The organism is Bradyrhizobium quebecense (genome assembly GCF_013373795.3).
Lineage (GTDB): Bacteria > Pseudomonadota > Alphaproteobacteria > Rhizobiales > Xanthobacteraceae > Bradyrhizobium > Bradyrhizobium quebecense.
In genome coordinates, this window is sequence record NZ_CP088022.1 from 842,576 (window position 1) to 862,296 (window position 19,721).

The window sequence follows — 19,721 nt, forward strand, 5'->3', positions numbered from 1 at the left end:
GCGAAGCATCGGCGCTGGTGAGGGGCCTTCTCCACGAGTTGGGCTCGCGGAGAGTTCCCCTCACCCGAAATTCAAGCTGCGCTTGAATTTCGACCTCTCCCCGCAAGCGGGGCGAGGTGAAGGAAAGTGACGCTTGTGATCTCCAACGCGGACCGCCCATGGCCTTCTATGTCGTCCAGTTCCTGACCGGTCTTGCCAGCGCGGCATCGCTGTTCCTGGTCGCTTCTGGTCTGTCGATCATCTTCGGCGTGACGCGGATCGTCAATTTCGCGCATGGCGCGTTCTACATGCTCGGCGCCTACGTCGCGTTCACCCTGACCGAGCGCTTCGCCGGCGCGTTCGGTTTCTGGGGCGGCATCGTCGTCGCGGCGCTGGCGGTTGCCGCGATCGGAGTGCTGGTCGAGATGGTGTTGCTGCGCCGGATCTACCATTCGCCCGAGCTGTTCCAGTTGCTCGCCACCTTCGGCCTGACGCTGATGGTCGAGGATCTCGTGGTGTTGATCTGGGGGCCGGACGATCTGGTGGGCCGCCGCGCGCCGGGCTTCAAGGGCGCGATCGACTTCTTCGGCCAGAATATTCCGAGCTACGATCTGTTCCTGATCGTGCTTGGGCCGGTCGTGCTCGGTGTGCTCTGGCTGTTGTTCCAGCGCACCCGCTGGGGCGTCCTGGTGCGCGCGGCGACGCAGGACCGCGACATGGTCGCAGCGCTCGGCGTCAATCAGAAATGGCTGTTCACCAGCGTGTTCGCGCTCGGCGTCTTCCTCGCGGCGCTCGGCGGAGCGCTGCAGATTCCGCGCGACGCGGTCAATCATGCGATGGATTTGCGCGTCATCGTCGAGGTCTTCGTCGTGGTCGTGATCGGCGGCCTCGGCAGCATCATCGGCGCCTTCGTCGCGGCGGTGCTAGTGTCGGAGCTGAACGCCTTCGGCATCCTGATCTTCCCGAAGATCTCCATCATCCTGGTGTTCCTGGTGATGGCGGTGGTGCTGATCGTCCGTCCGTGGGGGCTGTTCGGCAAGCCGGAGGCGCCGGCGCGGCGCACGCCTGGCCTCACCGTGAATCCGTGGCGGCCGCTGACGATGAACGAGCGGCTTGCGGCGATCGCGGTGCTCGTGGTCGCCGCGGCGCTGCCGTTCGTCGCCGGAAATTACGTGCTCACCGTCGGCTCGGAGATCGCGATCTTCGTGATCTTCGCGGTCAGCCTGCACTTCCTGATGTCGGTCGGCGGGCTCGCCTCGTTTGGCCACGCGGCCTATTTCGGCCTCGGCGCCTATGGCGTGGCGCTGCTCGCCAAGATGGCCGGCTTGCCGATGATCGCCTGCCTGCTGCTTGGACCGCTGCTCGGGCTAATGGGCGCGGCGGTGTTCGGCTTCTTCGCGGTACAACTCTCCGGGGTTTATTTCGCGATGCTGACGCTGGCCTTTGCCCAGATCGTCTGGTCGATCGCGTTCCAGTGGGTGTCGGTCACCGGCGGCGACAACGGCATCCTCGGCGTCTGGCCGGAGAAATGGGCGGCGAGCCCGTCTCACTTCTACTGGCTGTCGCTCGGCATCGCCACGCTCGCGGTTGCGATCCTTCGGATCATCGTGTTCTCGCCGTTCGGCTTTGCGCTGCGCGCCACGCGCGACTCTCCGCTGCGCAGCGAAGCGGTCGGCGTCAACGGCAAGCGCATCCAGTGGACCGCCTTCGTGATTGCGGGCACGGTCGCCGGCCTTGCGGGCGCGCTGTTCGCCTACCTCAAAGGCAGCGTCTTTCCTGACAATATGGGCATCTCGCTGTCGGTTGATGCGCTGGTCATGGTGCTGCTCGGCGGCGTCGAGACGGTGTCGGGCGCGGTGGTGGGAGCCATCGTCTACAAGGCGCTCAACATCTGGCTGGTCAGCCAGACCGATCTCTCCAAGCTTGTGCTCGGCGGCTTCGTCGTGCTGATCGTGGTCGCGTTCCCGAAGGGCATCGTCGGCACGCTGGAAGCCCTCATGCACCGCCGGCGCAAATCCGCCTCGACGGCGTCGCCTTTGCTCACCTCCCGCATCGAGACTGCCGAATGAGCATGGTTCCCACATTGCTGTCGGTCGAGGGGCTGACCAAATCCTATGGCGGCGTGCATGCCGTGCGCGGCGTCTCGTTCGAACTGCGCGCCGGTGAGATCCTGGCGCTGATCGGACCGAACGGCGCGGGTAAGAGCACCTGTTTCGACATGCTCAACGGCCAGAACATTCCGGATTCGGGCCGCATCCGCGTGCTCGGCGCGGAGACCACCGGCAAGAAGCCGCGCGTGATCTGGCGCATGGGCGTCGGCCGCACTTTCCAGATCGCGGCGACATTTCCGACGATGACGGTGCGCGAGAACGTGCAGGTCGCGCTGGTTTCGCATGGCGGGCAATTGTTCAACCTGTGGGCTTCGACCGCGCGTCAGGCGCGTGACGAGGCCGGGCGGCTGCTCGATCTGGTCGGCATGGGCGCCTATGCGGAGCGGCCCTGCGGCGAGCTCGCCTATGGCGACGTCAAGCGGCTGGAACTTGCGATCGCACTCGCCAATCAGCCGAAGTTGCTGCTGATGGATGAGCCGACCGCCGGCATGGCGCCGCGCGAGCGCGTCGAGCTGATGCGGCTGACGGCGCGGATCGCGCGCGAGCAGTCGATCGGCGTGCTGTTCACCGAGCACGACATGGACGTGGTGTTCGAGCACGCCGACCGCATCCTGGTGCTCAACCGCGGCAGCCTGATCGCCGAAGGTTCGCCCGAGGAAGTGCGCGGCAATGCTCAGGTGCGGGCGATCTATCTCGGCGAAGGCCTCCTCTATGACGCCGGGCACCGCGAGGGAGCATCGGCATGAAGCTCACGGTGAAGGATCTCAACAGCTTCTACGGTCCGGCGCATATCCTGTTCGACATCGCGCTCGAGGTCGGCGAGGGCGAAGTGGTCGCATTGCTCGGCCGCAACGGCGCCGGCAAGTCGACCACGTTCCGCTCTATCGTCGGTCTGGTCGAGAACCGCTCCGGCCGCGTCATGTTCGAGGGCAGGGACGTCTCGGAGCTGCCGACGCATGCGATCGTGCGCGGCGGGCTCGGCTATGTGCCCGAGGAACGGCGGATCTTCACTGATCTCACGGTCGAGGAGAATCTCGAGGTCGGCCGCCAGCCCAAGCGGGCGGGCGCGCCGCAATGGGACCGCGACAAACTGTTCAAGCTGTTTCCCAACCTCGGCGAGATGCGCGGCCGGCCCGGCGGCCGCATGAGCGGCGGTGAGCAGCAGATGCTGACGATCGCGCGCACGCTGATGGGCAATCCGTCGCTCGTGCTGCTCGACGAGCCCTCGGAAGGCCTGTCGCCCAAGATTGTCGAGCAGATGGTCGATGCGATCCTGGCGATGAAGAAAGAGGGCGTCAGCATCGTCGTCTCCGAGCAGAACCTGCATTTCGCCCGGCTGATCTCGGATCGCGCCTACATCATCGAACGCGGCCGAATCTGTTTTGGCGGCACCATGGCGGAGCTCGATGCGCGTCCGGATGTCCGCGACGCGCATCTGTCGCTGTAAGGGGTGGGGTGAAACGATGGCGAGGAGTGCTGCACAGAAGCGAAGCGTCAAGGCCGCCAAGCCGGGTTACGTGCTGGACGAGCAGATCGGCTTCATCCTGCGTCAGGTGTCGCAGCGCCACGCGGTGATCTTCGCCCGCGAGATCGGCATCAACCTGACGCCGACGCAGTGGGCCGCGCTGTCGAAGCTGTCGGAGGTTGGCCCCTGCTCGCAGAACCAGCTCGGGCGGTTGACCTCGATGGACGTTGCGACCATCAAGGGTGTGATCGATCGCCTGACTGCGCGCGGCCTGACCGAGACCTCGCCCGATCCCGACGACGGCCGCCGGCTGATGGTGAGCCTGACGCGCGCCGGTCAGCAGATGGCCGACAAGGCCGCGCCGAATGCGCTCGTGATCTCCAGGGAGACGCTGGCGCCGCTCGACGCCAAGGAGCGCGAGACCCTGATGGCGCTGCTCGGCAGGCTGCGGTGACCTTACCCTGCCCTGGAGGGGGAGGGTCGGATCGCAGCGAGCGAAGCGAGATGCGAGCCGGGGTGGGGTGATCTCTCCACACGGGCAGAATCTGTATGGAGAGACTGTTCACCCCACCCCGGTTCGCATTTCATGCGAACCGATCCTCCCCCTCCAGGGGAGGATGAAGAAAGTGCCACCGTGTCGCATCCGGACTACGTCGCAAGACCAAGCGCCAGCGCGACGGCGCCGACCAGCACCAGGCTGACGGCCCAAACCGTGTCCAGATTGAACCAGCTCCGGGCCACGAATTTGAGGCCAAGGTAGCGGTAGACCAGCCACGCCAGACTTCCGCCTGCCGCGATCATCGCGCCGGCATGGACGATGGAGACCAGCACGGCCATCGTGAGGCTGGTGTCGATCAGGGAGTTGGCGGCGGCGTGGCCTTGGTCCGGCTCAGCCTCGCGGCATAGTCCGAGATAGATCGGCACCAGCATCAGCGCCGCGCCGTGGGCGATCGCCACCGCGAAGGACCACAATGCGAGTTGCGTCGGCGGTATCCGCGCCAAGGCCCGCGGATGGCGCCGGTCGATCAGCCGATAGATGCCGAAGGCGATCACAAGCAGGCTGGCGCCGATCCGGATCGTGCGCTGCCATTCGACGAGGGTGATCAGCAGCGCGAAGGGAAGGATCACGACGAGCATCGCCAGCAGGTGACCGATTGCGAGCGGGCCAAGCGCGGCCAGCAGCGCGCGCGAACTTCTCTGCATCAATCCGGCCGAAACCGCGAGCGGCCAGCCCATGCCCGGGTTGATCCCGTGGTAGAGGCCGCTCGCGATGACCGCCAGCCACAGCCAGGCCGGTGTCCAGTCGGCTGCACTCACAGTCAGGCCAATGGATAGCAGAACGAATCCGTCGAGCAATCACCGCCGTCGAGCCGGATCTGGTGCGCGCGGTACCCGTCGGGGAAGCTGACCCAGTAGTCCTTTGCCAGTTCAAGGCCGCCGCCCGGGCCGGCATTCGCCATCACCTCGGCGCCGGGAATGCCTTGCGGATAGAACTGATCGTCCCAGGTCGAGTAGAGCGAATTGGTCCAGTAGACCCGCTTGCCGTCGCGGCTGATCTCGACCATCTGCGGACCGCCGGCAAATGCCTGTCCGTTGGGATGCGGCGTGCGGTGGACGATGCCGCCGATGCGCACCGATCCGGCAAGCTTTGGCTTGCGCGGATCGCTGACGTCGTATTGGCGCATCTCGCCGGTGGCCCAGCAGGAGACGTAAAGGAATTTGTCGTCCATCGACAGGTCGATATCGGTCACCAGCGGCGGCACGGCACCGAAACCCTGCAGCAGTGGCGGCAGCTGCTCCTTCGGCGCGGGCTCGGGCGGGATCGTCGCCGTCTTCTCGATGTGAAACTTGCCGCCCTCGCGCCACCAGGTCCAGATCGAACCCTCGAGGTTCGTGGTATCGACCACGACGCCGACGAAGCCGTATTCGCGAACCGGATCGTGCGCGGGACGCACCTCCAGCGCCATTTGATGGTTGGCGCCGAGATCGATGGTCTGGACATTGCGTCGCGCCCGCAGATCCCAGAAGTGGATGCGATGGCCGTATTTGTTCGAGAGCAGGTCCTCCGGCACGATCCCGTTCTCGAATTGCGGCGGCAGCGCCCATTCGCTGCTCACCATGTAGTCGCGTGGCAGGTTCCACCAGAAATCATAGTGCTTGGTCTGGGGACCACGATCGATCTCCCAGCGTCCAAGCACCTCGAAGGTCTCGCAGTCCATGATGAACACGCCGGGCGGTCCATCGGTGCCGTCCTTGCCGCCGCCGCCGAGCGTCGAGACGTAGATGCCGTCCGGGCCGCAGTGGATGGTATGCGGCCGCGAATAGCCGGTCTTCCTGAAGACCTCCTCGGGCTCGATGATCTTGTGGATCTTGGCCTGCGTCGGATCCGGCTTGGTGTCGATGATGTAGATCCGCGACGACCGCATGCCGGGAACGATGAGATAGCGGCGCTCGATGAAGGCATGTCCCGCAAGCGGGGACAATGCCGAGGAACACGCGTTCCAGCCGAAATGGTGAAACTCGTCGCCCTTGTTGGGCATCGTCACGGTGTGGACGATCTTGCTGTAGGTTGGCGAGCCCGGCTTGACGTCGATGACGGCGAGCGCGTCGGGCTTGGAAAAGTCCGGGCTGAGCAGCACGGTGTAGGCGAAGTTCTCTGCCGGAGCTTCCATCGCAAGCTTCGGCGAGGCGTGAAACGTGGGATCTGGCCTCATCGTCATCGTGCTGCCTCCTGTTTGCTGGTGTGGACCAACGGCACGGCGGCATGCGGCAGGAACTATTCCGGATCGTCGCGTGGCTCTTGCGAGCGCCGCCGGCTAGGTTCGCGGGGCGGCACGATACACCTCAATGATGACGGGCGAAAGCAACGTTCCGGCGCGGCGAGATGGCGCGTCTTGCCCGGATCGCGTCATTCCGGGCGCGACCTAGTCGCGAACCCGGAATGACTGATGTCGATTACTTCGCCACGATCTCCGGCACCTTGCCCGCGGGCGGCGTGTTGCGGCTGCGCTGGGTGCGGACGATGCCGTCGATGATGGTCATGCCGATGCCGGGGAGATCGCCGAGCTGAACGCTCTCCAGGATGTTCTTGCCCGGCGAATGCTGCGCCTTGTCGATCAGCACGAAATCGGCGGAACGGCCGACCTCGATCAGGCCGCAGTCGAGCTCGCGCATCCGCGCGGTGTTGCCGGTCGCAAGGCAGAACGCGAGCTCGGCCGGCAACTCGCCGAGCGAGGACAATAGCGAGACCATCCGCAGGATGCCGAGCGGCTGCACGCCGGAGCCGGCCGGCGCGTCGGTGCCGAGGATGACGCGGTGCAGGTCGCCCATCTCGCGCGCGGTGCGCAACGTGAACAGCGCCGAACGCTCATTGCCGTTGTGCACCAGCTCGAGCCCGCGCTTGCAGCCCTCGCAGATGCAGCGGATCTGGTCGTCGGGCAGCGCGGTGTGGCCGCCATTGATGTGGCCGACCACGTCGGTGTCGGCTTCCAGCACCACGTCCTTGTCGATCAGGCCGGAGCCGGGGATCGAGGGGCCGCCGGTGTGGATCGTGCTTTGAATGCCGTATTTGCGCGCCCAGCCGACCATCTTGCGCGCGGTGGGACCATCCTTGACGCCGCCGAGCCCGACTTCGCCGAGCAGCTTGACGCCGGCGGCGGCCATTTCCTTGAAGTCGTCCTCCACCATCTCACATTCGATGACGGGCGCGCCGGCATGGACCTTCACGCCGCCCGGCCGCAGCGTCCAGAACGCGCGCTGCGCGAAGATCGCCATCGCCTTCAACCCGACCACGTCGCGCGGTCGCCCGGGCATATGCACTTCGCCGGCGGAGATCATGGTGGTGACGCCGCCATGCAGATAGCTGTCGATCCAGTTGGTCTGGTTCTGCCGCGGCGTCCAGTCGCCGGCGACCGGGTGGACATGGCTGTCGATCAGGCCGGGCGCGACCGTCGTGCCGTTGGCATCGACGATGGTGGTGGCGCCTTCGGTGTCGACGTCCTTGAAGCGGCCGATCGCGGTGATCTTGCCGTTCTCGGCGACGATGGTATCGGCATCCAGGATCGGCCTTTCCAGTGCTCCCGACAGCAATAGCCCGATATTGCGGATCACCAGCTTGCTGGGGCCGGTGGCCTGGGGCGCGTCGTGAGCCATGGGTGTTTTCCTTCTGTTTTCTTTCCGAAATTGCCCGGGAATTTGAGCCCGGCTTGACTTTCGGATCAAGCCGGATTATTCGTTTGTATACGAATGATCGTATACAAACGATCCGGCCGGTCAACGGGGTTCAAGTCCCTTTCCGCCGCAGCACAAATCAGGGATTGGTGCGATGAGCAATTTCAACCAGGAAAGCGTCCTCAGCGTTCATCACTGGACCGACACGCTGTTCTCCTTCAAGACCACGCGCAATCCGTCGTTCCGCTTCCGCAACGGCGAGTTCACCATGATCGGGCTCAAGGTCGGCGAGAGGCCGCTGCTGCGGGCCTACAGCGTCGCCAGCGCGAACTACGAGGACACGCTCGAGTTCTTCTCGATCAAGGTTCCGGACGGCCCGCTGACCTCGCGTCTCCAGCACCTCAAGGAAGGCGACGAGATCATCGTCAGCCGCAAGGCCACCGGCACGCTGGTCATCGACAACCTCGAGGACGGCCGCAACCTCTATCTGATCGGCACCGGCACGGGCCTCGCGCCGTTCCTCAGCGTGATCAAGGATCCCGAGACCTATGATCGCTTCGAGAAGGTCGTGCTGCTGCACGGCTGCCGCCGCGTCAAGGAGCTCGCCTATGGTGAGATGATCACCGAGAAGCTGCCGCAGGACGAGTTGATCGGCGATCTGGTGCGCGATCAGCTGATCTATTACCCGACCGTGACGCGCGATCCGTTCCGCAATCGCGGCCGCATCACCGACCTCATCACCTCGGGCAAGCTGTTCGCCGACATCGGCCTGCCGGCGCTCGATGCCGCACATGACCGCGTCATGATCTGCGGCTCGCCGGCGCTGGTCGCCGACACCCGCACGCTGCTGGGCGGCCGCGGCTTCGTGGAAGGCAATCACGGTGAGCCCGCCCAGTTCGTGGTGGAGAAGGCGTTCGCCGAGCGCTGATCTTCGCAGTGATCTCTAGCCCCGTCATTGCGAGGAGTTTGGGGCAAGATTGCAAAGCAATTTTGCGCTGAAGCGATGAAGCAATCCATCTTCCGGTACAGCCGGGAGCAATGGATTGCTTCGCGTCGCTTGCAATGACGTGGATCGAGCCGAGGCTAAGGCCTGACCGCCGGCGTCTCGATCGGCATGCCACGCGCCCGCGACATCAGATAGAGCTCGAGCTCGACCAGCTCGGGCGAGCCGTAGTCGTAGGCCTGCGCCCGGATCCCGGTGATGCAGGCGCGCAGCCGCCGCTGCAGCGACCCGAGCGACTGCCATTCCAGCCGGTACAGCGGATAGCCGGTCGGCTGTCCCTGCGTGATCGCGCTTCCCGCGAGCTTCTTGTCCCAATTGTCGTCGTGGCAGTTGGTGCAGCCGAGATTGAGCTGGCCCTGCCGCTGCATGAACAGCGCGTGGCCCTTCGCGACGAATGGCGCCAGCTCCGGATCGTCGCCGGTCGCGATCGGCATGCCGCGCGACTGCTGCGCGACATAGGCGGTCAGCGCCAGCAGTTCGCGGCTTTCATAGGCAAATGGCGATGCCTGCTGGTGGTTGGTGCGGCAGAGGTTGATCCGCGCTTCGAGGTCGACCGGTCTTCCCAGCGCCTTCTCGAAGGCGGGGTAGTGCGCCGCGACGCCCTTCATGCTGATGCGCGCATCATTGTGGCAGTCGGCGCAGGCCCTTTCCGCGCTGCCGGCCTTGCGCGTCCACAATGCCTCGCCGTCGAGCACGAACAGCATGCCGGGATTGGCGGTGTCCTCGTCCTGCATCGCCTTGGTGTCCGTGCTCATGAAGCTGTAGCCGGAGCGGCGGTCGGCTTGCGAAATCTCCGCGGCGAGCGCTGTGCCCGCCATCGCCGTCAGCAGCGCGATGCAGACCGAAATCCTCATTCGACCGTGATCGAAGCCTGCGCGGTCTCCGAAAATCCCTTGTCGCCGATCCATTCGAACTCGAACTTGCCGCTCTCGGTCACGGTGGTGAAGAAGGTGATGAACGGATTGGCCGCGATCGCCGGATAAAGATCGGCGCGGAACACCTCCGCGCCGTTGAAGCGGCAAATGAAACTCGTGATGATATCGCGCGGCACCACGTCGCCCGACGCGGTGTGGCGATAGCCGGTCTCCATGATGTGCGACATCAGGGTCTTGATCTCGATGACGCTGCCGCGCTTGGCCTTGGCCGGCACGTTGATCAGGGCCGACGGCATCAGATCGCCTCCTCGGTGCAGGCGGCGAGCGTCACCACGACGTCAGCGGTTGCCGACCAGAACGTGTCGTCGGACAGCCGCGCGATGGCGGTGACCTTCTGGCTGTCGGCGAGGCGGATGCGGGTCGATATTTGGGCGCGCCCGGCGCGCGGCCCGAGATAGAAATTGCCGATGTTCGGCTGCGGGTTCTTCTCGTTGAAAACGTGGATGCTCTTCACATACTCGTCCGCCGACATCGGGCTCGTGACGCTGACCGTCATCGGCACGGTGTTGCCGTTCTCAACCAGCGGCGGGATGTCGAGCTTGACCTTGCCGGTCCGCACATTGGCCTCGCCGACGACATTGCGGATCGCTGCCTGCAGCACCGCCGGCGTGGCGTCGGCAGGGCGCACGATCACCAGTGCCGCGGCGCCTCCAGCGAGGCTCAGGAATGTCCGGCGAGAGGTGTGGTCGGAATCCACCATCGTTTGTCCTAGTTCCGCAATGTCACAAGATACGCCACGATATCCTCGATCTGTTCCGCGGACAGGATCGGCTTGCCGCGCCATGAGGCGCCGACACGCGTGAGCCCGTCGACGCGATAGTATGAGGGCATGATCGTCGCCGCATTGAGATGCGATGCATCGACAAGCCGGAGCCGCAACTCTCCTTCCGACCAGCGGCTGCCGGTGCCTGCGAGGCTCGGCGCGAGGTCGCCCTGAAACGCCTGTTCGGGAAATGGGCCGCTGTGGCAGAGGATGCAAGTGGAGGAACGCTCGACGATTAGCGCACGGCCGCGGGTTGCGTCAGCCTTGGCTCCGGTTAACGAAGCGGGAATCGCATCGCCGACCACGGTATAGGGGCGCAACTCTTCGGCGCCGGCGGGCGCGCAGGCTGCGAACAATGCCGCGGCGAGCAACGTTGCGAGGGCGAGCCTAGCCAAAGGCATCTCCCGTAATCGTCCTGAACCAGTCGAGCGCCTGGTCGGCCTCGCGCTGGCGTACCTCGCGCGGCGCGTCCACTGGGCTCGTGGTCACATCGGCCTCGGCGTACTGATCCTCCTTGGGCTGATAGATGCCCTTCAGCGAGAACGCATAGCCGGGCGCGACCGTGTTGTAGCAGGCGCCGTCGAGCCGCGCCGTCTCCGGCGCCTTGCCTGAAAGTGAGCTCACGATCGCGGCCGCAGAGGCCCGGCCTTGCGCCGCCGCGGCGGAGGCCGATTTCGGAATGCCGCCGGCGATCGCGGCATCGCCGATGACGTGGATATTGGGCACGAGCTTCGAGGCAAAGCTGACCGGATCGATCGGGCACCAGCCGGTGTGGTCGGCGGCACCCGCGATCTCGGCGATCCGGCCGGCTCGCTGCGGCGGGATCACGTTGGCGACCGCAGCGGTGTAATTGCCGAAGTCGGTGACGATCTCGTTGGTCGCCGGATCGATCGACGTCACCCGTCCGCCTTGCGACAGTGCGATCCGCTCGATCATCCCGGGATAGAGTTCCGCCCAGGCTTTCTCGAACAGCTTCTGTTGCGAGTAATTGTCCTTGGCGTCGAGCACCAGGATCTTCGACTTCGGCTTCTTCGCCTTCAGGTAATGCGCGATCAGGCTGGCCCGCTCGTAAGGCGCCGGCGGGCAGCGCAACGGCGCGGCCGGCACCGCGATCACGACCAGGCCGCCATCGTCCATGGCTTCAAGCTGCTTGCGCAGGAGCAGGGTCTGCGCGCCGGCCTTCCAGGCATGCGGCATCTTCTCGGCGGCCGCCTCGTCATAGCCGGAGAGGGCGTCGAAGCGCATGTCGATGCCGGGGGCGAGCACAAGCCGGTCGTAGGAGAGCGTTGTACCGTCGGAAAGAGTGATGGCGCGTGCCTGCGCATCGACCTTGGTGGCCGCCTGGGCGGCGACCGTGATGCCGTCGGCTGCGATCTTGTCGTAGCTGAACTGCTGCGCGGAGAGCTCACGCAGGCCTGCGATCACCTCGTTGCTGAACGGGCAGGCGGTGAAGGTCTTGTTGGGTTCGATCAGCGTGATCTGAAGCTTGGCATCGAGCCGCCGCAGCGCCCGCGCGCAGGCCGCGCCGCCAAAACCGCCGCCGATCACCGCGATGCGCGGTGTGCCTTGTGCCAGCGACGGACGCGCCAGTGCCGCCGCTGCGACGGCAGCGGCGCCACGGACCACTTCCCTGCGCGTCGGATGACGCGTGACGGCCATGCAAGAGAATCCGAAAAAGGAAGCGGCGGTCGGGCCGCCGCTTCAGGTTTGATCAGGTGAACGAGATGTTCTGGTTGCGCAGCGGGAAAGTACGTATGCGTTTTCCCGTCGCGGCGAAATAGGCATTGAGCACCGCCGGCGCCGCAACGCCGATGGTCGGCTCGCCGACGCCGCCCCAGAACCCGCCGCTCGGCACCATCACCGACTCCACCTTCGGCATTTCGTTGATGCGCATCGAGTTGTAGGTGTCGAAATTGGTCTGCTCGATGCGGCCGTCCTTCACGGTGCAGCCGCCGTAGAACAGCGCGCTCAGGCCGTAGACGAAGGAGCCCGCGATCTGCCGCTCCACCTGCGCCGGATTGACGACATAGCCGGGATCGGTGGAGGCGACGATGCGATGCACCTTGATCTTGCTGCCGTCGGTCACCGAGATCTCGGCGGCGCCGGCAACGTAGCTGCCATAGCCCATCACCTGCGCGATGCCGCGATAGACGCCCTGCGGCGCCGGCGTGCCCCAGCCGATCTTCTCGGCCACGGCGTTGAGCACGGCGAGATGCTTGGGGTGCTTGCCCATCAGCTTGCGGCGGAATTCGAGCGGGTCCTGGCCGGCAGCCTGGGCCAGTTCGTCCATGAAACATTCCAGGTAGATCGCGTTGTGATTGACGTTGACGCCGCGCCAGAAGCCCGGCGGGACGTGCGGGTTGCGCATCGCATGCTCGACCAGCAAATTCGGCACCGAATAGCCGATCGCGGCCTCGCCGGATTGCGCGACGCCCTGGAACGCGGCGGGGTCCATGCCGTTCTGCAGCGCTTCCGGGCGCACCGAGAACAGGATCGACTGCCCCGACAGCCGGTAGTGCAGCGCGACCAGATTGTTGTCGGCATCGAACGCGCCGGTCAGCTTGCACTGGGTGATCGGGTGGTACTTGCCGTGCTGCATGTCCTCTTCGCGCGACCACAACAGCTTGATCGGCGTGCCCGGCATCTGCTTGGCGATCGCCACCGCCTGCCGCACATAGTCGGTCATGCCGCGCCGGCCGAAGCCGCCGCCGAGCATCAGCTTGTGCACATCGACCTTCTCGGCCGGCAGGCCGGAGGCCTCGAGCGCCGCCGCGAACGCCGCCTCGCCATTCTGCGTGCCGCACCACACCTCGCATTTGTCCGGCGTGTAGAGCACGGTGGCGTTCATCGGCTCCATCGTGGCGTGGTTCTGGTAGGGATAGCTGTAGACCGCCTCGACCTTCTTGGCCGCGCCGGCGATGGCTGCCTTTGCGTCGCCGTTCTGGTTGCCGATGTAGGCCGGCTGCGCATTGTCGAGGCCTTCGGCGAGCCACTTCGCTATCGTCTCGCTGGAGACCTTTGCATTGTCGCCTTCATCCCAGACGATCGGCAGTGCATCCAGCGCGGTCTTGGCGTGCCACCAGGTGTCGGCGACGACGGCAACGGCGCTGTCGCCGACCGGCACCACCTTCTTGACGCCCTTCATGCCGGCGATCTTGGCTTCGTCGAAGCTCTTCACCTTGCCGCCGAACACCGGGCAGTCCTTGATCGCGGCGTTCAGCATGCCCGGCAGCTTGACGTCGATGCCATAGGTCATCTTGCCGGTGGTCTTGTCGACGGTATCAAGCCGCTTCAGGCCCTTGCCGGCGATGGTCCAGTCCTTCGGGTCCTTCAGCTTGACGTCGGCCGGCGGATCGAGCCTGGCGGCGGCTTCCGCGACCTTGCCGTAGGTCGTGGTCTTGCCCGAGGGCGTGTGGGTGATCTCTCCGTTCGTGACCTTGCACTCCGAGACCGGCACCTTCCACTCATTGGCCGCGGCCTGGATCAGCATCACACGTGCGGTGGCGCCGCCCTTGCGGACATAGTCCTGCGAGCTGCGGATGCCACGGCTGCCGCCGGTGGAGAAATCGCCCCAGGCGCGCTTGCGGGCGACGCTCTGGCCGGGCGTCGGATATTCGGTGGTGACCTTCGACCAGTCGCATTCCAGTTCCTCGGCGACGAGCTGGGCGAGGCCGGTGAGCGTGCCCTGGCCCATCTCGGAGCGGGCGATGCGGATCACCACGGTGTCGTCGGGCCGGATCACGACCCAGGCATTAACTTCAGGCGCGCCGTCGGCTGCGCGCACCACGGAGGGGCCGCCGAACGGCAGATCGAGGCCGAGCGCAAGACCGGCGCCGGCGGTTGCCGTGCCGATCACGAAGGCGCGGCGATTAAGTTTTGGCATGACGTGCTGGTTGACTTGCAGATTCATGGCTGCCTCCTCATGCGTTCGCGGCAGCATGGATCGCCTCGCGTACCTGCTGGAAGGTCCCGCAGCGGCAGATATTGGTGATGGCGTCGTTGATGTCGTCGTCGGTCGGCTTCGGGTTTTCTTTCAACAGCGCCGCGACGGCCATGATCATGCCGCTCTGGCAATAGCCGCATTGCGGCACGTCGTTCGCGATCCAGGCGAGCTGCACCTTGTGCATCACGCCGCCCGCCGCGAGGCCCTCGATCGTGGTGATGTCCTTGCCGGCCACTTCGCGCACCGTCACGCCGCAGGAGCGCATCGCGACGCCGTCGATATGCACCGTGCAGGCGCCGCATTGTGCAATGCCGCAGCCGTATTTGGTCCCCGTCAGTCCGACATTCTCGCGAATCGCCCACAGCAGTGGCGTGTCGTCCTCGACGTCCACATTGATTGTCTTGCCGTTGATTTTGAGGTTTGCCATCGCTTTCCCCTGAATGGTCCGATCCTCCGATCGGACTTCGGGGCGATGTTGGCCTTGAAACTGGAACGGTTCAAATCAAGAAAACGCGTTTGCAGCGCGGAAGAAAGTTGACGGCGCGGTGTTTGGTCGCGCCCCGCGCGCGCAACATGCCTGTCATGTCTTTTGCGGCGAAGCGACGGCCAGGCGCAGGAAGCTCATGACGCTGCCGAGCGCTGCAAATCCTGCACCCAGCGCCAGTGCGACGGTGGCGCCCTCGCGACCAGCGAGTGCGAAGCAGAGCGCGGCCAGCGCAGCGCCGGTGGTCTGTCCGGTCAACCGCGCGGTCGCGACGATGCTGCTGGCGCTGCCGCTGCGATGCGACGGCGCGCTCGACATGATCGCCTTCATGTTGGGGGTCTGGAAGAACCCGAAGCCGATGCCGCAGATCATGGTGCGCCAGACGATGTTGGCGACGCCGGGCTCGGCCGGCAGGGTCGCGAGCAGCACCATGCCGAGGCCCAGCAGCAGCATGCCGATGCCACCGAGGATGCCGGCCGGATAGCGATCCGACAACCGGCCGCCGATCGGCGCCATGAAGGCGACCACCAGCGGCCAGGGCGTCATGAAGAAACCGGTCTCGACCTGCGAGCGGTGCAGAATGTCCTCGAAGTAGAACGGCAGCGATACGAAGGCGAGGCCCTGCACAGCAAATGAGCAGACGGCGGTCGCTGCCGACAGCGCGAAGATCGGACGGCGGAACAGGTCGATCGGCAGCATCGGCGCCGGATGATCCGCATGCCGCCGGGTCAGGATCCAGCCGAACAGGAGGGCGCCGGCGAACTCCGAGATGACAAGCGCAGGCGCCGCCTTGTGAGCGGCGCTGCCGATGCTGATGATGAAGAGCCCGAGGCAGGCGCAGGCCAGCGCCGCACCGGCAAAGTCGAAGGCGTGGGTGGCGCGCGGCGTCTTCGGCAGCGTCTTCATGCCGATCAGCAACGCGACGATGCCGAAGGGAATGTTGACGGCGAACAGCCAGGGCCACGGGCCGAGAGCGAGGATGCCGGAGGCGATGGTCGGCCCGAGCGACATGGCGCTCGCGACCACGAGCGCATTGTGGCCGAAGCCGCGGCCGAGCATCCGGCTCGGATAGACGAAGCGGACCAGCGCGGTGTTGACGCTCATCAGGCCGCTGGCGCCAAGCCCCTGCAAGGTGCGCGCGACCAGGAGGCTCGGCAGCGACCACGCCAGCGCACAGCCAATTGACGCCAATGTGAACAGCAGGAGACCGCCGAGATAGATGCGTTGATGGCCGACGATTTCGCCGAGCGCACCGAGCGGCAGCAGCGTTGCGACGAGGGCGATCTGGTAGACGTTGACGACCCAGACCACCTCGGCAGGGCTGACATGCAGGTCGTTGGCGATCGCGGGCAGCGCGATGTTGGCGATCGCGGTATCGAGCGAGGCCATCGCCAGCGCCGTGAAGACCGCGGCCACCGCCCAGCGCCGCCGCTCCCAAGGCAATCCATCCGGCAATCCATCAGTGATCGGCGCCGCTGCCGCACCTGATATCGGGGTCTTCTCGAGCATGTCTGAAATTGTCTCCGGGACCGCCATGTACTACGGCGGCATTCCGTTCCCCAGCCGCGCCATTGCATGATGCATATGCGGAGCGGCCTTGCCGGGAACGCTCCGGCAGGCTGCGACGAGGGCAGGGCCGCAGCGAAGTATCTTCTTTTTTCCAGAAATAATTTTGGACGCGCCCCCAACTCAGGAGAGGGTGAAAGCTCGGGCAAATCTTGTCGCGAGAATGCAAGCGCACATGCCTAAACCGTCATCCTGAGGTGCGCGCTCTTGCGCGCCTCGAAGGATGCACGGGCACCGGCTGGCCGTCATCCTTCGAGGCTCGCTCCGCTCGCACCTCAGGATGACGGAACTGACGGCAGGTTTGCTCAGCGAGAATTCCGGCTTGCTTGAAACGTTCAATTCGTGTTCCGCGCTGCGTCACAGAAGCGCGTCGGAGCGACTTTCGGATAGCTTGCGTCACAGTCGCGATCGACTACGCTTGGCATACAAGCAGGCGCGACGTCAGATCGGGCCGCAAGAGGGGACGCGCGCATTGCACGGACAGGCCGACTGGCGCAGCGAAGCGATGCGAAGCGCCAGGGAGGGAACCCGGCGCCGCGCATTCACCGGCCTGTGGGTCGCGGCGCTGCTGGCGATCCTCAGCTTCCTGGTCATCTATCCCGTCTTGATGCTGCTGCTCGGCGCGCTCACCGACACCAATCCGGTGGTCGACGGCATCCGCCTCAGCCTGAGCCATCTGTCGATCGCCAATTTCCTCGCCGTGCTCGCCAACCCGAATGTCGGCGAAGCGCTGCTCAACACGCTGATCGCCTGCGGCGGCGGCACGGTCATCGCGGTTGCGATCGGGCTGCTGTTCTCGTGGATCGTGGTTCGCACCAACACGCCGTTCAAGGGCTTCATCGCCGCGGCCAGCATCCTGCCGCTGTTCGCGCCGCCGCTGGTGGCGGGCGTGGCCTGGGCCATCCTCGGCTCGCCGAAGACCGGGTTGATCAACACGATGTTCAAGTGGATGGGCTCCGACCTGCGCATCGATCTCTATTCGATGTGGGGCCTGGTGTTCGTGTTCGGCATTTACTACGCGCCCTATGTCTACATGTTCACCTCGTCGGCGCTGCGCAACATGGACCCGAGCCTGGAGGAGGCCGCGGAAATCTCCGGCGCCAGCGCGTTCGCCACCCTGTTCACGGTGACGTTTCCGCTGATCATGCCGGCGATCGTCTCGGGCATGCTGCTGTCGTTCATCGTGATGCTCGGCATCTACGGCATCCCGGCCGTGCTCGGCGCGCCGACCAATCTGAGCGTGCTCACGACCTACATCTTCAAGCTCACCAACTGGTCGCCGCCGCTCTACAACACCGCAGCCGCCGTCGCGATCATCCTGATGATGGTCACGGGGCTCCTGGTCTATCTGCAGCAGAAATTGCTCAGCGGGCGCAGCTTCACGACCGTTGCGGGCAAGGCGTTCCGGCCGCGCAGCCTCGATCTCGGGGCGTGGCGTTGGCTCACCTTCGCGCTCGGGATCGTCTATCTCATCATTGTGGTGGTGCTGCCGTCGCTGGCGCTGATCGTCGCCGCCTTCCGCAAGTTCATGTTCATCCGCGACGCCGCGAGCCTGTTCGACATGCGGCAGTATTCGCTGACGCATTTCGAAAGCATCTTCGACAACCCGCTGACGATGAAGTCGATCTACAACGCGATCGAGGTCGGTGTCATCACCGCTGTTGTCGGCGGCGCGCTCGCCTTTGCGATCGGCTACACCATCCATCGCACGCGGGTCGCGGGGCGCGGCGCCATCGACCTGATCTCGACGCTGCCGGTCGCAATCCCCGGGCTCGTGGTCGGCGTCGCTGGGCCTGGATCGGCGTGCCCGGCGGGCTCTACGGCACGATCTGGATTCTCGCGCTCGCCTTCATCGCGCGGTTCATGCCCGACACCGTGAAGGCGCTGTCGACGTCGTTCCTGCAGATCCACCGCGAGCTCGAGGAGGCCGCCTGGGTCTGCGGCCGGGGCATGCTCGGCACCATCAGGACGATCGTGCTGCCGCTGGCGCGGCCGGGCGTGCTGGCGTCGATGACGCTGCTGTTCGTGCTGGCGATCCGCGAACTCGGCTCGTCGCTGTTCCTCTACACCAGCAACACCATGGTGATGTCGGTGCTGCTGCTCGACTACTACGAAGGCGGCAATATCGGCAAGACCGCGGCGTTCAGCCTGGTGCAGACCGTGCTGCTCGGTGTTCTGATCGGCGGCGCCAACTGGCTGTCGCGCGGGGCGGCGCAGGGCAACGTGGCGCGAACCGGGTAACAACGAACGAGGGGAGGATTTGCGATGGATAGACGAACCTTCACCACACTGGCCCTGGCGAGCGTGGCAACGCTTGCGCTGGCGCCGGCCGCACGCGCACAGGAGTTCGGCTCGGCGGAGCTGATCGCGGCCGCGAAGGCCGAAGGTAAGCTTGTGTTCTACACTGCGAATTTTGCCGAGATCGAGCAGCAGGTGATCAAGGCGTTCAACAAGCGCTTTCCCGAGATCACGGTCGAGATGGTCCGCGCGCCCGGCGGGCAACTCATCACCCGCGTGAAGACCGAAGCCGCCGCTGGCAAGCTGATCGCCGACGTCGTCGACCACTCCGATCGCGCGCTGATGCAGCCGCTGGAGGATCTGTTCCAGGACTATGCGCCGCCGAACGCGGCCGATTACAGCAAGGACGCGCTGATTTCGCCGAAGCTCTGGCCGCGCGCCACCATCGCCTGGTCGATCGGCTACAACACCGAGCTGGTGAAGGATCCGCCGAAATCCTGGATGGACCTGACCAAGCCGCAATATGACAAGCTGATCGGGCAGGTGTTCGCGCAGTCCGGCGGCACCACTTGGACGCGGATCATGTTCGAGCGCCAGGTGCTCGGCGAGGATTACTGGGCCAGGCAGGCCGCGACCCATCCCGTGCTCTATCCCTCCGGGGCACCGACGGCCGACGCCCTGGTGCGCGGCGAGATCGCGATCGCACCGCTGCTCTACAACGTGATCTACCAGAAGAAGAAGGATGGCGCGCCGATCGAGATCTTCTTTCCGCCCGAAGGCGCGCCGGTCAATCCCTACGCGAGCGGCATTCCGAAGACGGCTGCCCATCCCAACGCGGCAAAGCTGTTCCTGAACTGGTGCCTGTCGAAGGAAGGACAGACCTTTATGATCAAGGAGCTCGGCAATCTCACCTCGCTGAAGGAGCCGCCGGCCTTTCCGGAGGGGTTCGATCCCAAGGTGGTCAAGCTCTGGTACCCGAAGTTCGACGATTACGTGAAGCTGCATGCGGCATGGGTGGCGGAGTGGGACAAGACATTCGGTTACCGGCAATAGGCTGATGGTGC

The 19,721-nt window shown here is 65.3% G+C and carries 19 protein-coding genes; 8 read left to right on the forward strand and 11 right to left on the reverse strand.

The features are described 5' to 3' along the window. Positions 1 to 158 precede the first annotated feature (158 nt). The 4 genes from HU230_RS04070 to HU230_RS04085 are packed head-to-tail and all read left to right on the forward strand — an operon-like array spanning position 159 to position 4,009. A complete protein-coding gene (locus HU230_RS04070; RefSeq protein WP_176532807.1) occupies positions 159 to 2,048 on the forward strand; it encodes an ABC transporter permease in 1,890 nt (629 codons plus the stop codon). Further along, the gene (locus HU230_RS04075) at positions 2,045 to 2,836 is read left to right on the forward strand and encodes an ABC transporter ATP-binding protein (RefSeq protein ID WP_176532806.1); all 792 of its coding nucleotides are present in this window, start codon (positions 2,045 to 2,047) and stop codon (positions 2,834 to 2,836) included. The genes HU230_RS04070 and HU230_RS04075 overlap by 4 nt, the downstream gene beginning before the upstream one ends. Continuing rightward, on the forward strand, positions 2,833 to 3,537 hold the full coding sequence (locus HU230_RS04080) for an ABC transporter ATP-binding protein (RefSeq protein ID WP_176532805.1): 705 nt from the start codon (positions 2,833 to 2,835) through the stop codon (positions 3,535 to 3,537). Before HU230_RS04075 ends, HU230_RS04080 begins: the two co-directional genes overlap by 4 nt. A 16-nt stretch (positions 3,538 to 3,553) precedes the next feature. Then, positions 3,554 to 4,009, forward strand: a complete 456-nt coding sequence (locus HU230_RS04085) for a MarR family winged helix-turn-helix transcriptional regulator (RefSeq protein WP_092124899.1) — start codon at positions 3,554 to 3,556, stop codon at positions 4,007 to 4,009. A gap of 194 nt (positions 4,010 to 4,203) precedes the next feature. Here HU230_RS04085 and HU230_RS04090 read toward each other — a convergent pair whose 3' ends face one another. From HU230_RS04090 to HU230_RS04100, 3 genes are all read right to left on the reverse strand, one after another. Next, positions 4,204 to 4,872 (reverse strand): hypothetical protein, encoded by a 669-nt coding sequence (locus HU230_RS04090; protein ID WP_176532804.1) that lies wholly within the window; start codon positions 4,870 to 4,872, stop codon positions 4,204 to 4,206. 2 nt (positions 4,873 to 4,874) lie between these two features. Continuing rightward, positions 4,875 to 6,275 (reverse strand): selenium-binding protein SBP56-related protein, encoded by a 1,401-nt coding sequence (locus HU230_RS04095; RefSeq protein ID WP_176532803.1) that lies wholly within the window; start codon positions 6,273 to 6,275, stop codon positions 4,875 to 4,877. A gap of 235 nt (positions 6,276 to 6,510) precedes the next feature. Then, positions 6,511 to 7,707: an amidohydrolase family protein gene (locus HU230_RS04100; protein WP_176532802.1), complete on the reverse strand. Its 1,197-nt coding sequence runs from the start codon at positions 7,705 to 7,707 to the stop codon at positions 6,511 to 6,513. A gap of 172 nt (positions 7,708 to 7,879) precedes the next feature. Here HU230_RS04100 and HU230_RS04105 point away from each other — a divergent pair, with 172 nt between their 5' ends. After that, on the forward strand, positions 7,880 to 8,653 hold the full coding sequence (locus HU230_RS04105; RefSeq protein ID WP_176532801.1) for a ferredoxin--NADP reductase: 774 nt from the start codon (positions 7,880 to 7,882) through the stop codon (positions 8,651 to 8,653). Between the two features lie 155 nt (positions 8,654 to 8,808). Here HU230_RS04105 and soxA read toward each other — a convergent pair whose 3' ends face one another. The 8 genes from soxA to HU230_RS04145 all read right to left on the reverse strand — a co-directional run bounded on the left by soxA (position 8,809) and on the right by HU230_RS04145 (position 16,362). Then, entirely contained in the window at positions 8,809 to 9,582 is a 774-nt protein-coding gene (gene soxA / locus HU230_RS04110; protein WP_176532800.1) for a sulfur oxidation c-type cytochrome SoxA, read from the reverse strand. Continuing rightward, positions 9,579 to 9,899: a thiosulfate oxidation carrier complex protein SoxZ gene (gene soxZ, locus HU230_RS04115; protein ID WP_176532799.1), complete on the reverse strand. Its 321-nt coding sequence runs from the start codon at positions 9,897 to 9,899 to the stop codon at positions 9,579 to 9,581. The genes soxA and soxZ overlap by 4 nt, the downstream gene beginning before the upstream one ends. Then, a complete protein-coding gene (locus HU230_RS04120) occupies positions 9,899 to 10,363 on the reverse strand; it encodes a SoxY-related AACIE arm protein (RefSeq protein WP_176532798.1) in 465 nt (154 codons plus the stop codon). The genes soxZ and HU230_RS04120 overlap by 1 nt, the downstream gene beginning before the upstream one ends. Before the next feature lie 8 nt (positions 10,364 to 10,371). Beyond that, the gene (gene soxX / locus HU230_RS04125; protein ID WP_176532797.1) at positions 10,372 to 10,827 is read right to left on the reverse strand and encodes a sulfur oxidation c-type cytochrome SoxX; all 456 of its coding nucleotides are present in this window, start codon (positions 10,825 to 10,827) and stop codon (positions 10,372 to 10,374) included. Next, the gene (locus HU230_RS04130; RefSeq protein ID WP_176532796.1) at positions 10,814 to 12,085 is read right to left on the reverse strand and encodes an NAD(P)/FAD-dependent oxidoreductase; all 1,272 of its coding nucleotides are present in this window, start codon (positions 12,083 to 12,085) and stop codon (positions 10,814 to 10,816) included. Before HU230_RS04130 ends, soxX begins: the two co-directional genes overlap by 14 nt. A gap of 52 nt (positions 12,086 to 12,137) precedes the next feature. After that, positions 12,138 to 14,336 carry a xanthine dehydrogenase family protein molybdopterin-binding subunit gene (locus tag HU230_RS04135; protein WP_176532795.1) on the reverse strand — a complete coding sequence of 733 codons (2,199 nt, stop codon included), beginning with the start codon at positions 14,334 to 14,336 and terminating at the stop codon, positions 12,138 to 12,140. Positions 14,337 to 14,346: 10 nt separating this feature from the next. Further along, entirely contained in the window at positions 14,347 to 14,796 is a 450-nt protein-coding gene (locus HU230_RS04140) for a (2Fe-2S)-binding protein (RefSeq protein ID WP_092124908.1), read from the reverse strand. Between the two features lie 153 nt (positions 14,797 to 14,949). Continuing rightward, positions 14,950 to 16,362, reverse strand: a complete 1,413-nt coding sequence (locus HU230_RS04145; protein ID WP_176532794.1) for an MFS transporter — start codon at positions 16,360 to 16,362, stop codon at positions 14,950 to 14,952. 529 nt (positions 16,363 to 16,891) lie between these two features. Here HU230_RS04145 and HU230_RS04150 point away from each other — a divergent pair. The 3 genes from HU230_RS04150 to HU230_RS04160 are packed head-to-tail and all read left to right on the forward strand — an operon-like array spanning position 16,892 to position 19,710. After that, on the forward strand, positions 16,892 to 18,298 hold the full coding sequence (locus tag HU230_RS04150; protein ID WP_224942959.1) for an ABC transporter permease: 1,407 nt from the start codon (positions 16,892 to 16,894) through the stop codon (positions 18,296 to 18,298). Next, a complete protein-coding gene (locus tag HU230_RS04155; protein WP_234633851.1) occupies positions 18,283 to 18,660 on the forward strand; it encodes an ABC transporter permease subunit in 378 nt (125 codons plus the stop codon). The genes HU230_RS04150 and HU230_RS04155 overlap by 16 nt, the downstream gene beginning before the upstream one ends. Before the next feature lie 24 nt (positions 18,661 to 18,684). Then, complete coding sequence (locus tag HU230_RS04160; RefSeq protein ID WP_224942963.1) at positions 18,685 to 19,710, forward strand: ABC transporter substrate-binding protein; 1,026 nt, start codon at positions 18,685 to 18,687, stop codon at positions 19,708 to 19,710. The last annotated feature ends 11 nt before the right edge of the window (positions 19,711 to 19,721 follow it).